The following is a 14,691-nucleotide window of genomic DNA, read 5'->3' as shown; positions in this document are numbered from 1 at the left end:
GACCTCGAAATAGGTGTGACGACGCCTAATAAATCAACGCATCTGTCGCGCATTGGCTGGAAAGCCGTGTGCGCTGGCAGACCAGGCAACTGCCAAGCGTTGCAGTCATCAAGATCACGATGACACATGGGAACGAGGTCGCACCAAGAGTATCGAGCAGAAGGCCGCCGTCGTCACTACCACCTAGCGGCGAATCCTCCCGGAACATGCCCGCTGGTTGTTGGATCCTCATCATCGGTCCGGTCAATGGCGAGCGCATGCCTTTCGAGGGATTTGCGTCTTACGCGATGAGCAAATCTGCCCTACAAGGAATGGCCTGAGTTTCGGCGCGCGAGGCATCACTGTGTGCGTTGTTCAGCCGGAATTCTACCGACACTGACATGAATGCGGCAGGTGGCCCTCTAGTGGCCGCGATGCATAGCATCATGGCTATCAGGCGCCACGGCATCGCCGATGAGGTTGCCAGCCTCGTCCTCTATCTCGCCAGGTCGCGGGCGCGTGGTATCACAGATGCGATGCACACCATCGATGGCGGCTTCGGCGCCTGAATCAAGGGGAAAGATCATGACCGAGCAGAACGCACCCGCAATCGTCTATGTCAGTTACCAGGGAACACCGCAGACGCGCTTTGACCGCGACTATTATGTCGCCCATCATCTGCCGCTCGTCGTACGGTCTTGGCAGCGCCACGGCTTGGAGAGCGCATCCGCATTCTTCCCGGCGGTCGAAGCCAGCGGCACGATCGCGATCTGTGAAATCCGTTTTCGCGACACCGCCGCAATGGAGGCCGCGTTTGCTGCGCCTGAGACGCCAGCAGTGATGGCGGACGTGGCACGCTTTACCGATGTCCAGCCGGACCTCGCCAGGGCCGTGGCACTTTGATCATGAACATCTAGGAGAACATGTCGCCACGCTCTGTGCGCCGTCGACATCCTTGAAATACGTGACTCTGGCTGCAACCGGACGGCCGGAGGCACGAACGATTCAGATGCTCGAAGTTCGGTAATGCAGATGGCCACGGAGGATGGTCGGGCGCGGTGGCGCAATCTGGATTGTCGGCCTTTCCGGTGGACATACACTTTTGGCCCGAAACGACGATTTCGGGCCTTAGTTCAGCAGGCTATGTCGACCATGTCCTGTGCCGTGTCTAGGTCACTGCTTCCGAATCAACGGCGGCTAAACGTTCCGCCTCACGCTTGGATTTGGGACCGGCCTATGTCGCGGAGCTCTCCGTGCGCGATGATCTTTCGGCCGCCCGCCCGGCTCGGACCCAGTCAGCCGACGGCCGCGAGCCGTTCGATGCCGTCTTTGTGGTACCAGCCCGCATCCTCCCGGTTTGGGTTCGAGTGCTTCTCGATCATCTGGCGCAGCACGGCCGCATGTCTTGACGCTGGTTGGCCCGACGCAGCACCGCTCGGCTTTTCGTTCCTTAGCGTTCCGCGGGCAACCGGGCGCCCGCGGTGGCCCTGGTTATCGCGTTGATCTTAGCAGGCGAGCTTTGCTCATGCGGAAGACCACGGGGCATTGCCAGCCCGCTGGCGCCCGACTAGCGGAGTCAATCACCGCCTGCTTACCTTTTGCTTACCCAGAATTTGGAATGGGCTTGGGTAAGCAAAAACGGCCCGATGGGCTGTCTATATCGCTCTGATTTCTGATGGAAATTTGGAGCGGGCGAAGGGATTCGAACCCTCGACCCCAACCTTGGCAAGGTTGTGCTCTACCCCTGAGCTACGCCCGCGACGCTCCGTTTGCGGAGGCGGTATCTATCCGGGTGGCCGGATTTTGGCAAGGGCCTGGGATCGAAAAATGACACTCAGCTCGTCAGGGTCAGATCAAGATCTACGACCATGGGATCGTGGCCGGTCGCCGCGACGAAGCGGAGAAAGTCGCTCGTCGCCAGAGTCGTGGTCGCCGTATTGCGCAGTGGATGGAAATTGAGCTCCGCCAATGCCAGCATTTTTTTATCGAAGACTACTTTTACCCGTAGATCTTTATCATTGACGAGTGCCAGCGGGCTCACCGAGCCTGGCTCGACGCCAAGGAACTCGACCAGTCTTTCCGGTGTCGCAAAGCGAAAGCGCGGCACATTCAGCAGCCGGGACAAGCCGTTTATCTTGACGACCTGCCGATCGAGGCAGGTCACCAGCCAGAAACCACCGGCCTTGTCTTCGAGAAAGAGGTTCTTTGTATGGCCACCCGCCATATGGGCGGTGTGGAGGGCTGCCTCGTCAACCGTGAAGACCGGCGGATGCTCCTGTGTCCGTGCAGCAATGCCCAGCTCGTCGAGATAGGCCAGCATAGCGGAAACGTCGCATAACATGGTCGTCGCCTTATGCCGCTGCGGGCCTGCCCATGGCCAGGAACTTCTCGCGGCGCAGAAGCCGAAGATCGAGACCGGGCACACCCTCAAGATCAGCAAGATGGCGTTCGATGGCGTCGCCAACAGCATCGATCGTGACGTCGCGCGCGCGATGAGCACCGCCCACTGGCTCGGGGATTATCTCGTCGATCAGCCGGTACTCGCGAAGGTCTTGGGCGGTAAACCGTAATGCCTCCGCCGCGTCGGCGGCCTTTTCCGCGCTTCGCCAGAGAATTGCGGCACATCCCTCCGGTGAGATGACAGAATAGATCGAATGTTCCAGCATCAGCACCCGGTCGGCCACGGCCAGAGCGATGGCGCCGCCCGAGCCCCCTTCTCCGACGATAATCGAGACGACCGGCACCGCCAGATCCAGGCAGCACTCGATCGAGCGGGCGATGGCCTCGGCCTGGCCGCGTTCCTCGGCGTCGATGCCAGGATGTGCGCCCATGGTGTCAACCAAGGTCACGACGGGGAGTCCGAAGCGTTCGGCCAAGCGCATGAGGCGGATGGCCTTGCGATAACCCTCGGGCCGAGCCATGCCGAAATTATGTCTGACGCGTTCTTCCGTGTCCGAGCCTCGCTCGTGCCCGATGAGCAGGATCGAGCGGCCGCGAAAACGGCCCAATCCCGCCTGGATGGCGGCATCGTCGGCAAAGCTGCGGTCGCCCGCCAGAGGTTGGAAATCAGGAACCAGCGCCGCCGCATAATCCTTGAAATGCGGCCGGTCCGGGTGGCGGGCGACCTGGGCCTTTTGCCAAGGTGTGAGCTTAGCGTAAGTCTGCGCCAGCATCTTAGCGGCGCGTGTTTCGAGCTTGGCGATATCCTCGTCCAACCCGCTGTCACTGCTATCCGCGAGGTGACGCAACTCCTTCACCTTGCCCTCGAGTTCGGCGATTGGCTTTTCGAAATCCAGTAGGCTGCTCATGCGAGGGGATCGATCCAGATAGTCAGGCTTACGGGTATCGGGCAAAGGCCGTCTCGTGGACCCTTATCTAGTCGCTTTCCCACAGGTCAACAAATCGGCGATCATGATCAGCCTCAGTAGGGCTCGAGGACGAGCGTCGACAGAGGTGGCAAAGTCAGCGTGATCGAAGCGGGCCGGCCGTGAAAGCCCTCCTCCACACCCTCGACCACACCGCCATTACCCACGCCACTACCGCCATAGTCGCCGGCGTCGGTATTGATCACCTCGCGATAGAGGCCACCGTGTGGCACGCCGAGGCGATAGCCGTGACGCACGACCGGCGTGAAGTTGCAGACCACGACGACGAACCTGTTGCTGTCCGTGCCCTTGCGAAGATAGGCGAGAATGCTTTTCTCGGCATCGAGATAGTCGATCCACTCGAAGCCTTCGGCCTCGCAGTCGAACTCGTGGAGTGCTGGCGTCTTCTTGTAGGTGTGGTTGAGGTCGCGGACCAGCGATTGCACGCCCTTGTGGTAAGGTCCGTCGGCGAGCAGATGCCAGTCCAGGCTGCTATCGTGGTTCCACTCGCGCCATTGGGCAATCTCGCAGCCCATGAACAAAAGCTTCTTGCCCGGGTGGGTCCACATGAAAGCGAGATAGGCTCGCAGATTGGCAAATTTCTGCCAGAGGTCGCCTGGCATCTTGTTGATCAGCGAGCCTTTGCCATGAACGACCTCGTCATGGCTGATCGGGAGAACGAAATTCTCCGAGAAGGCGTAGACGAGCCCGAACGTCAGTTCTCCTTGATGAAATCGGCGATAGAGCGGATCGGTCTGGATGTAGTTCAGCGTATCGTGCATCCAGCCCATGTTCCATTTGTAGCCGAAGCCGAGGCCGCCCAGGTAGACGGGGCGGCTGACACCAGGCCAGGACGTCGACTCTTCAGCCACCGTGACGGCGCCGTCGACCTCGGAGTAGGCAAGCTCGTTCATCTGCTTGAGAAAGGAGATAGCCTCAAGGTTCTCGTTGCCACCATACTTGTTCGGCACCCACTGATCACTGGCGCGGCTGTAATCGAGATAGAGCATTGAGGCCACCGCATCGACGCGGAGCCCGTCTATGGCAAATCGATCCAGCCAAAAAAGCGCATTGGACAGCAGGAAATTACTGACCTCGCGGCGGCCGTAATTATAGATCAGCGTATTCCAATCCTGGTGGAAGCCTTGGCGCGGATCCGCATGCTCGTAGAGCGCGGTCCCATCAAAATGGCCAAGGCCGTGAGGATCGGTCGGGAAGTGACCCGGTACCCAGTCCAGGATCAGTCCAAGGTCGGCATCATGACAGGCGTCAACGAAGAGCGCGAAGTCGCGCGGATCGCCGCCCCGGCTTGTGGGGGCGAAGAGGCCGATCGGCTGGTAGCCCCATGAGCCCTCAAACGGGAACTCACTGATAGGAAGAAGCTCGATATGCGTGAAGCCCATATCCTTGACATAGGGCACGAGCTGTTCTGCAAGTTCACGCCAACTTAACTGGCGATTGTCTTCTTCCGGCACGCGCCGCCATGAAAAAGCGTGCACCTCATAGATGCTGATCGGCTGATCGCGACGTTGACGCGCTTCGCGCCGGACCATCCATGAATTCGAGCGGGAAGGGCGGTCGACGAGACCCTTGACGATCGATGCGGTGGATGGCGATCGTTCAGTCGCCAGTGCCACAGGATCGGATTTTTGCGGCAGCATCGTGCCGTCGGCACCAATGATCTCGTATTTGTAGAGTTCGCCTTCCCCCACGCCCGGGATGAAGAGTTCCCATACCCCGCATTCGATACGGTTGCGCATCGGATGGCGACGCCCGTCCCAGTAGTTGAAGCCGCCGACGACGCTTACGCGTTGCGCACTAGGTGCCCAGACCGCGAAGCTTGTGCCCGCCACGCCATCCATCTCGCTGGGATGAGCCCCCAGCTTTTCATAGAGCTTGCGGTGCGTCCCCTCACGCAGGAGATAAACGTCCATCTCCCCTAGAATATTGCCAAAGCGGTAGGGATCCTCGATCTCGCTCTCGCCTACTGCCCAAGCGATACGCAGGCGATAGGCGAAGGGCTCCTGGCGAAGCGGGATTTCACCCTCGAAAAAACCGGCCGCATGCGTCTGCGTCAGTTCCGCGACAAGCGCTTCGCCCGCCAGGACACGCACGGCTCGGGCGCCGGGCTGAAAAGTGCGCACCACCAGTGGCTGGCCATTGCCGCCATGCATGCCGAGGATCGCGAAAGGATCGCCGTGGCGACCTTCGACCAAAGCGGCCACAGCCGCCGGTTCGGCAGCGTAAGCTGGCGCCTTTCGCTCAATCGTGGCCATCAGTGTCCTCCGTTCCTGTACCCCTGAAGAGGTCGTGCAGGCCGCTTAGCGGAATGCTCAGCCAAGTCGGGCGATTGGCCGCCTCGTATGCAACTTCGTAGAAGAGCTTTTGTAGCGTGAAGAGTTCCAAGAGGGCCGCGGCCGAATTTGGGTCGGCGGGGTAGAACGAGGCTTCGCCAATGGCGTCGTTGTAACCGGCAAGAAATGCTTCCTGCGCCTGTTGCCGCCAGCTTAGAGCTGGCACCAGGAGCGAATCAAACGCGGCCGGATCGCTCTCCGCGTAGCGGAAGACGGCTGCCCAGGCGGCATAGTCGAACGAGCGCATCATGCCTGCCACATCCTTGATGGGCGAGCTTTTCGCGCGACGCTCGTCGATCGACTTTGCGGGTTCTCCCTCAAAATCGAGGATCATGATGTCGCCTTGGGCGATCAGCACCTGACCCAGGTGATAGTCGCCGTGAAAGCGCGTCTTTGTCAGGCCCTCAGGTACCTCGGCGATGGCATCTATGATCTGTTCCGCCTCGGCCTTGTAGGTGAGTGCCTCGTCGATCGAGGCGCGCATGGCGTCGCTCGCCCCTTCTCGGGCGGCCTCGAGTGCCGCAAAACCCGCCTCGACCTGTTGGCGGACCTCTCTTCGCATAAGCTCGAGGTCTTCTCGAGTCAGCGGCTCGCGGGCGAAGGCGGGATCGTCGGTGTCGATGGCGAAGGCCTTGTGCATCTCGCCCGTGCGCTGCCCAAGCAAACGGGCAATGGCGAGATACATCCCGTGCGGTTCTTCCGATGCGCGAACCTCGTCGGTCGCCACCCGATATTCGTCGAGCGTGCGGTCGATATGGTCGAGCGTGAAGCTCCAACCGTCGCCCTGATTGGCGACGAAGCCGAAGCAAGCGGCATAGGAACAGGACGTCCCGTCCTCGGCGATTCGCTCGATCGACCCCAGCAATGGCGGTGTGTTGGCGAATCCTGCGACGTCGGTCAGGAAGCGGCCGATCTCGGGTTCCGGGTGGATGCCAGGCTCGAGGCGTCGGTAGATCTTAACGATCGCATCGTCGCCGACCAGGATCGACGTATTGCTCTGCTCGGCGTTCAGCCGTCGAACGCTGACATCCGGCTCGATCTCGAGCCGATTGCTCAGCCTGCCTGAGTAGCATTTGAGCTTGCCACCTTCGACGGCGATATCTCGGGCGGCTGCCATCATCCGGATGATACGCCGTGGAAATTCATCCGACTGGGTCGCATCATAGAGGACGCCGATCTTCGGGCCACGGCGAACGCGTGCGAGTATGTAGGGAAGAAGAGCGCTATTTTGATCCAGATGCTCTTCGCCCCAGGCAATCGTCAAAGGCAGAAGATAACGCTGGTCGGCCGCATCCTTGAAGGCGACCTCGAGCTCTCCCAGGAAAAAGCCGCCTCCTTGTGGCTCGCGCAGTAGAGCACGAGCGCCCAGCGTAATCTTCTGGAGGACCCGATCTTTCGCGGCGAACCATCGTTGTTTGGGTAGATATTCCGGCATGACCTGAAGGACGAGGTCCCGGCCGGCGTGGCCGCCCCGGATTTCCTGATAATCCGGCCCCAGTACCATCGTGATGAAGTCGGGCAAGGGCTCGGGCGTCTGACTGCCGAGCGCACTGACCTGGCTTGCTTCCGCCAGCGTGAACCAGAAAAACGCATGAGGCGGCAGCGTGAAGCGATAGGCCTGCTCGGTGATTGGCGGAAATGGGCTCCGGCCGATCAGATCGACGGGTATCCGGTCCTTGTAGGCGCGAAGATCAAGGTCGACCGCCTGCGCATTGCGCGAAAGGTTGAAGATGCAAAGAATAGTCTCGCTCTCATATTCGCGCAGATAGCATAGAGTCTTGCGATTGCGTGGATAGAGGAACGTCAGGGAGCCGCGTCCGAAGGTCTTGCGACCTTGGCGGACCGCGATGATCCGCTTCATCCAGTTCAAAAGCGCCGAAGGGCTCTGCTGTTGCGCCTCGACATTGACCGCCTGGTAACCGTAGATCGGATCTTGCACGAGCGGTGAGTAGAGTCGCTGAGGCTGCGCGCGCGAAAATCCGCCGTTTCGGTCGACCGACCATTGCATAGGGGTCCGCACGCCGTCCCGGTCACCCAAATAGATATTGTCGCCCATGCCGATCTCATCGCCATAATAGACGACCGGCGTGCCCGGCATGGAAAACAGCAGGGCGTTCATGAGCTCGATACGCCGCCTGTCATTGTCCAGGAGCGGGGCCAAGCGCCGGCGGATGCCGAGATTGATTCGCATCCGGCGATCGGCGGCATATGTGTTCCAAAGATATTCCCGCTCGTTCTCCGTCACCATTTCGAGCGTCAACTCGTCATGATTGCGCAGGAAGATTGCCCACTGGCAATTCTCCGGGATCTCCGGGGTCTGACGCATCACATCGGTGATCGGATGCCTGTCCTCCTGGGCGATTGCCATGTACATTCGCGGCATGAGCGGGAAATGAAAGGCCATGTGGCATTCATCGCCGTCACCGAAATAAGGTCGCGTGTCCTCGGGCCACTGATTGGCCTCGGCCAATAGCATCTTGTCGGGGTAGCGTTCCTCCATCGCAGCGCGGATACGCTTGAGGACGCCATGCGTCTCGGGCAGGTTCTCGCAATTTGTGCCATCGCGCTCGATAAGATAGGGGATCGCGTCAAGCCTCAGCCCGTCGATACCCATGTCCAGCCAGTAGCGGAGCAGGGCCAGCACCTCGTCCATCACACGTGGATTGTCGAAATTGAGATCAGGCTGGTGGCTGTAGAACCGATGCCAGTAATAAGCACCCGCCACCGGGTCCCAAGTCCAGTTTGACTTCTCGGTGTCGATAAAAATGATCCGGGTGTCTTTGTATTTCTGGTCGCTGTCGCTCCAGACATAATAGTCCCGCCATTTGGAGCCGGGCTTAGCCGCACGGGATTTCTGAAACCAGGGGTGCTGGTCGCTGGTGTGGTTGATCACCAGCTCAGTGATGACACGTAGATTGCGTCTATGGGCCTCGTGTACCAAGCGTCGAACATCCCGCATCGTCCCGTAAGCCGGGTTGACCGTTCGATAGTCGGAGATGTCGTACCCGTCGTCGCGTAAAGGCGAGGGATAGAATGGCAAAAGCCAGATTGCCGAAACACCAAGCTCAGCAATATAATCTAGTTTCGATATAAGTCCCTCGAAGTCGCCGATTCCGTCGGAATTACTATCAGCGAAAGCCTTGATGTGGGTCTGATAGATGACCGCATCTTTATACCACTGAGGATCTTTTTCGTGCAGAGGCGGTACGGTCACCGACTCCGGGATGGTTCCCAGGGCGGCGCTGATCGGCGAGGGATTCGAAATAGTTTTCGTCATGATGGAAGCCCAGGCAGCACCACGCGCCAAATTGCGTAGGGATTGTTATTATGGTCGAGCCACACGTGCTGATTTTTACCGTGCCAGTCGAAGCGCTGGCCGCTTACTAGATCCTCGACGATGACGGCAGCGTCGTCGGCAAGGCCGTAACGCCATAGGGGCAGCTCGAAATAGGTCTGCTGCGGATTGTAAGTGTCGAGGTTGGCCGCGATGACGATAATATTATCCAAGGTTGCCGTCGACTTCACGTAGACTAGCACTTGGTCATTTGAGCTCGGCAAGAATTCGAGATTGCGAAAACCCCAAAGCGCCTGATTTTCCCGTCGTAGCCGATTGAAGAACGCAATATCCTCGCGGATATTGCCGGGCCGATCCCAGTCCCAGGCCCTAATCTCGTATTTCTCCGAATCCAGATACTCTTCCCGGCCCGGGATCGGCGTTGCCTCGCAGAGCTCGAAACCGCAATAGAGCCCCCAGACGGGCGAGAGGGTCGACGCCATGAGCGCGCGAATCCTGAAACCGGCACGGCCGGCCGTCTGCAGCGGGACCGGATTGATGTCGGGCGTATTCACGAAGAAATTGACTCGCATATACTCCTTGGTATCTTCCTGAATGAGTTCTGTCAAATAATTAGAAAGTTCAAATTTTGTATTTCGCCAAGTAAAATAACTATAAGACTGTGTGAAGCCGAGCTTTGCCAGTCGCTTCATCATTTTTGGTCTGGTGAAGGCCTCGGCCAGATAGATCGTCTCGGGATAGCGCTTTTGGACCTGAGCAATCAGCCATTCCCAGAACGGAAGAGGTTTGGTGTGCGGATTGTCGACCCGGAAGATCTTGATGCCCGCCTCGCACCAGAAAAGAACGACGTCGCGCAGAGCCTCCCACAAGCCAGGAACGGCATCCTTCGCGTAGAAATCGACATTGACGATGTCCTGGTATTTTTTGGGCGGGTTCTCAGCATAGCGGATGCTGCCGTCGGGCCGCCATTCGAACCAGCCATGATGCGTCTTTATCCAGGGGTGATCCGGCGAGCATTGAATGGCGAAGTCAATTGCGATCTCAAGACCGGCATCCGCAGCTGCATCGATCAGGCGCTTGAAGCCCGCCATAGTACCAAGCTCCGGATGGATAGCGTCGTGGCCTCCTTCTGGGGAGCCGATCGCGTAGGGGCTGCCAGGGTCGTTCTTTGTGGCTTTGAGCGTGTTGTTTCGGCCTTTGCGATTGCTCCGGCCAATCGGGTGGATAGGAGGAAAATAGAGAACGTCGAACCCCATTGATTTGACGTAAGGCAGCTTCTTGATGACGTCGTCGAACGTCCCATGTCGTGCCGGATCATCGCTCATCGAGCGGGGAAAAAGCTCATACCAGGCGGCAAAAGCGGCAGCCGTGCGATCGACAGTGATTTCGAGCTCGCGCTCGTAGCGGCTGATCTGGTTGCGGGGGCCGACCCGCTCCATCAGTGCTTGCACCGCAGGCGAGAGGAGAAGAGCCAACTGTCCGGCCTGGTCCGCATCCTCGATCTGGTTCAGCTTTGTCAAAAGTTCGGCCAGTGCTTGGCCGTCGGCCGCATTCTCCTTCCCGTCCATCTCCTTGACGGCCCGCTCGACGATGTGGCGCCCTTCGATCAGTTCCAGGGCAATCGGCACGCCCGCGTCGAATTTTTTCGTGACCTCATAACGCCAGGAGGCGAACGGATCCTTCCAGCCTTCGAGGGTGAAGACATAGCGTGTGTTGCGGCTGACGATGAAGCTGCCCCGCCAGCGATCGTTATTGACGAACGCCATCGGGGCCGTCTGCCACCCTGCCTCGTCGATCGCTCTGAAGAGAACCTGCGCTGCGATGATGTCATGCCCGTCGCAAACGATATCGGCCTCGACGTCCACTTTTTCGCCAACGATCCGCTTGGCGGGAAAACGGCCGCCATCCACCTCGGGCTCGACCCGTTCGATGGCGACGCGCCCGTGGGTAATTGGCGGTTCGAGAGCGGGCATTGCTCGCGCAGGCGGCTCGGTCGCCAGAAAGAGGCGTGCTTCCAAGGGCTGGACGTCGAGGGTCCGGTTGGCGTCGAGAGCACCGCCATCGCCAATCTCAACGAAGGCGCCGAGTTTGCCGCCGGATGCAGTGAGCAGGGGGCCGGCCTCAGCCGGAAAGACGCGGGACAGATCCGGGTTGATGACCAGAGCAGCCCCTGCCGTCGCCAGGCCGGCTGCACTCTTATCCAGACGGATGAGGCCGACGATATTACCGTTGGGTGGCGTCGCCACGATCAGCGGGCCGTTATAATTGAGCGCGGCGCTTGCCGATTTGGCGGCGTTGATGATCGCGATGTCGGGGCCGAGCTCTATTTCAGCTGCCGCCACGTCGGCGTCCCATTCGTCCTTCGTTCCGTGGATGGGATCAAAGCGTCGGCGGGAGGCGTACTCGTAGCCCATGGGCATGATCAGCGCGGTGCCGATGCAAGCTGCGATTTTGTAACGCGCCAGATAGAGGCGGCGTAGTGATTTTGTATCACCGACATCGAACGATTCGGCCAGCCGCTGCCCTTGCGGCTCCTCCGGGAAAGCGGCCGGAGAGGCTACCCGACGGAGTTCTTCGCGCTGCATGGGAAACCAACGCTCGCGAAGATCCCACCAGCGGCTGCTGTCGAGCACGTAATCAAAGCCGCACCCCTCAAGTGCCGCCACGGCTTCGAAGGGCACGCCCAACGATGCTGCGATGAAGGTCGCGTCAGGATGGGACGTACGTACCCGGCCGATAAGGTTCCGCCAGAGATCCGATGGTGCGGCCGAAGCTCGAGGGCAACGGAATCCGGCCAGCCCCAGATCCAGGAAATGGCTTGCGATCTTTGCCGAATGGTCTGCTTGTTCGACCAGAAGATTGGAATTGTCGAAAGGAAGATCCGTGCTATCGCCCAGGGCGTGAGGTTGGCCGCCTGGGCCTGCCTCGACGGCAATCGCTGGGCGTCCATTTTCCCAGGAGAACCAGCTGGGGTTGGATTGCACCAGTTTGGCATCGATTGCGACCCGTGACACCGGGAGATCGGTCGAAACTTTGAGTCCAAGCCCGGTAGCAGCAAGGACCATCGCTGCGATGAGCTTTTCAGCAGATAGTGGGGAGTTGCCTCTCAGACTCGGATGCAGCTCAAAAGGGTCCGCGACGGCCGTCAAGCTGCCTGATGCGCCCGGCGCCATGAGCCCCAACACATGGACAGTGTCGAATCCCATGGCGGCTATGCGTTCTAGATGTGGCCCCCAACTCTCGATCGGTCCTGCCAGCAGGGGGTTGAGGTCATAGATTCTCGGCGCCACTGACGGCATCAATACAACTCCCCGATATCCCTGCGTCTCGACACGGCAAACGGCATAGAGATAAGCCAGTTCCCTCGCGGCCCTCTTCCTCAGAGCATGAACGCCTGCCTCGCCTCTTGTGGCAGGATCCTCGGATCGGCTCTTCCCCTCCGATGTCGAGGGGCTTATTCAGGGCGCCCTTTGACCGATCGGGTCACTACGAGAAAGCAATGTCACCATGGCACCTCTAGCCAAGGACAAGATCCGTATCATGCTGCTGGAAGGCGTGCATGAGAACGCCGTTTTGGATCTTCACAACGCCGGTTATCTCGACGTCGAACATTATCCGGCCTCCATTTCCGAGGAAGAGTTGATCCGTCGAATCCCGGGCGTCTGGTTCCTCGGCATTCGTTCGCGGACCCAGGTGACGGAACGCGTGCTGGCGGCTGCCGACAGCCTAGTCTCAGTCGGCTGCTTTTGCATCGGTACCGACCAGGTTGAGCTGAGCAGTGCGAAACGCAGGGGCATCCCGGTATTCAACGCCCCTTTCTCTAATACGCGCAGCGTGGCCGAATTGGTCATCGGCGAGATCATCATGCTCATGCGTGGGATCTTTCCTAAATCCAGCGCCGCGCACGAGGGCCAGTGGATCAAATCGGCTGCCAACAGCTGGGAGGTCCGTGGCAAGACGTTGGGCATTGTCGGCTATGGCAATATCGGCACTCAGCTCTCGGTGATGGCCGAGGCCCTCGGCATGCGCGTCCTGTTCTTCGATCCCGTCCCCAAGCTAGCCTTGGGCCAGGCGGAGCGCGTCTCATCCTTAGGCGAGCTTTTGGAAGCAGCGGACGTGATCTCCCTGCACGTTCCCGACACCCTTAGCACGCAAGGCATGATCGGCGCCGAGGAACTGGCCCGCATGCGCCAGGGCAGCTTTCTCATTAATGCCGCCCGGGGCCGCGTGGTCGATGTTGAGGCGCTAGCCGATGCCTTGCGGCGCCGCCATCTCCTGGGTGCTGCGGTCGACGTCTTTCCCCGAGAGCCAAAGGGCGGCGATGAAGACTTCATCTCGCCTCTGCGAGGCATCCCGAACGTCATCCTCACCCCCCATATCGGCGGTTCGACATCCGAGGCACAGGCGCGGATCGGCCATGAGGTGGCGCAAAAACTGATCGAGTATTCCGACGTCGGCACCACTGCTGGTGCCGTCAATTTCCCTCAGGTCCAGTTACACCCGCGCCCGTCGGGGCTCCGCTTCATGCATGTGCATCGCAATATGCCGGGCATGCTGGCACGCGCCGTCGATGTCTTCACGCGGCGCGGCGTCAACATCAACGCGCAATATCTCGAAACCGATAGCGATATTGGCTATGTCGTCATGGACGTCGAGGGAACGGCTGCCAACCCCGAAGGCATTTTGAACGATCTGGTCAGCATCGAGGGGACCATTCGCGCGCGTTTCATCTATGAGCGCGCCTGAACGTCGCTGATAGCATCGGCCTGGGCCAGGAGGCGCCGTGCCTCCTCGACATGCAGATTCTCCACAAGCCGGCCATCGAGGACGGCAAGGCCGCTGCCGTGTTGACGGGCCGACTCGAAGGCTTCGATGACGCGGTACGCCGCCTCGATTTCGTCGGCCGATGGGCCGAAAGCGGTGTTCGCTCCCTCGATCTGAGCTGGATGGATCAGCGTCTTGCCATCGAACCCCATGTCGCGGCCCTGCTGACAAGCGCTCAGAAAGCCCTCCATGTCGTCCATGTCGAGATGGACGCCATCCAGGACGATCCTGCCGGCGGCCCGAGCCGCCAGGACGCAGCGTCCGAGCGCATAGAGGAGCGGTGCTCGGTCTCGTCCTGGGCGAAGCCTCAGGTCATTGCCGAGATCGGACGTGCCCATGACGATTCCCCGGACCCGGGAATGGAACGCGATCGCCTCGACATTGACGACGCCCAACGCAGTCTCGATCATGCACCAGACGGGCAGGTCTTTGTTGCCAGTATGAGCCAAAACGGCACAGGCAGCCTCGATCTCGGCCACCGCCTCCACCTTGGGCAACAGGACGGCATCCGGTCCAGCCTTACCGATAGCAGTAAGATCAGCTTCCCCCCAAGGAGTGCGCAGCGCATTCGCGCGGATGACGATCTCCCGGGGCCTGAAGCTCGACCGTTCCGTCAATGCCGCGATCATGGCATCCCGCGCCAAGTGCTTTTTCTCCGGGGCCACAGCATCCTCGAGATCCAGGATCAGGGCATCGGCTGCCAAGCTTCGCGCCTTCTTCAACGCCCGCTCGTTCGATGCCGGCAGAAAGAGACCGCTTCGTCGCGGTCGATCCTGGCCAATCATTGCGCCTCGTCCGACAGGTGGTGATCCGCGAGCTTTAGACCCGTGGACACCTATGACCAATCCGTTCTGGATTTATATTGATCATCCAA

8 protein-coding genes, 1 tRNA gene and 1 pseudogene are annotated in these 14,691 nt (G+C 59.9%); 3 read left to right on the top strand and 7 right to left on the bottom strand.

Annotation, left to right across the window (positions count from 1 at the left end; genetic code table 11):
* Positions 1-185: 185 nt before the first annotated feature.
* Positions 186-548 (top strand): annotated as a pseudogene (locus tag CFB17_RS19935) (SDR family oxidoreductase); the annotation flags it as partial.
* 16 nt (positions 549-564) lie between these two features.
* Positions 565-882 (top strand): EthD family reductase, encoded by a 318-nt coding sequence (locus tag CFB17_RS10520; RefSeq protein WP_088561489.1) that lies wholly within the window; start codon positions 565-567, stop codon positions 880-882.
* A 781-nt stretch (positions 883-1,663) separates the two neighbouring features.
* On the opposite strand, the gene CFB17_RS10510 is transcribed toward CFB17_RS10520, so the two are convergent.
* The 6 genes from CFB17_RS10510 to CFB17_RS10485 form a co-directional block, all read right to left on the bottom strand.
* A tRNA-Gly gene (locus CFB17_RS10510) sits at positions 1,664-1,738 on the bottom strand.
* Between the two features lie 75 nt (positions 1,739-1,813).
* Positions 1,814-2,320 carry a prolyl-tRNA synthetase associated domain-containing protein gene (locus CFB17_RS10505; RefSeq protein ID WP_088561487.1) on the bottom strand — a complete coding sequence of 169 codons (507 nt, stop codon included), beginning with the start codon at positions 2,318-2,320 and terminating at the stop codon, positions 1,814-1,816.
* A 10-nt stretch (positions 2,321-2,330) separates the two neighbouring features.
* The gene (locus tag CFB17_RS10500; RefSeq protein ID WP_088561486.1) at positions 2,331-3,287 is read right to left on the bottom strand and encodes an acetyl-CoA carboxylase carboxyltransferase subunit alpha; all 957 of its coding nucleotides are present in this window, start codon (positions 3,285-3,287) and stop codon (positions 2,331-2,333) included.
* Between the two features lie 113 nt (positions 3,288-3,400).
* Entirely contained in the window at positions 3,401-5,620 is a 2,220-nt protein-coding gene (gene glgB / locus CFB17_RS10495; protein ID WP_088561485.1) for a 1,4-alpha-glucan branching protein GlgB, read from the bottom strand.
* Entirely contained in the window at positions 5,607-8,975 is a 3,369-nt protein-coding gene (treS, locus tag CFB17_RS10490) for a maltose alpha-D-glucosyltransferase (protein WP_088561574.1), read from the bottom strand. The genes glgB and treS overlap by 14 nt, the downstream gene beginning before the upstream one ends.
* Positions 8,972-12,007, bottom strand: a complete 3,036-nt coding sequence (locus tag CFB17_RS10485; RefSeq protein ID WP_243389845.1) for an alpha-1,4-glucan--maltose-1-phosphate maltosyltransferase — start codon at positions 12,005-12,007, stop codon at positions 8,972-8,974. Before CFB17_RS10485 ends, treS begins: the two co-directional genes overlap by 4 nt.
* Before the next feature lie 493 nt (positions 12,008-12,500).
* Here CFB17_RS10485 and serA point away from each other — a divergent pair, with 493 nt between their 5' ends.
* On the top strand, positions 12,501-13,739 hold the full coding sequence (serA, locus tag CFB17_RS10480) for a phosphoglycerate dehydrogenase (protein ID WP_088561483.1): 1,239 nt from the start codon (positions 12,501-12,503) through the stop codon (positions 13,737-13,739).
* On the opposite strand, the gene CFB17_RS10475 is transcribed toward serA, so the two are convergent.
* A complete protein-coding gene (locus tag CFB17_RS10475; protein ID WP_088561482.1) occupies positions 13,724-14,602 on the bottom strand; it encodes an HpcH/HpaI aldolase/citrate lyase family protein in 879 nt (292 codons plus the stop codon). The genes serA and CFB17_RS10475 overlap by 16 nt on opposite strands.
* Positions 14,603-14,691: the final 89 nt, after the last annotated feature.

This window comes from Arboricoccus pini (assembly GCF_900187945.1).
GTDB classification, from domain to species: Bacteria; Pseudomonadota; Alphaproteobacteria; order Geminicoccales; family Geminicoccaceae; genus Arboricoccus; species Arboricoccus pini.
This window is presented reverse-complemented; position numbering and strand designations above follow the sequence as displayed.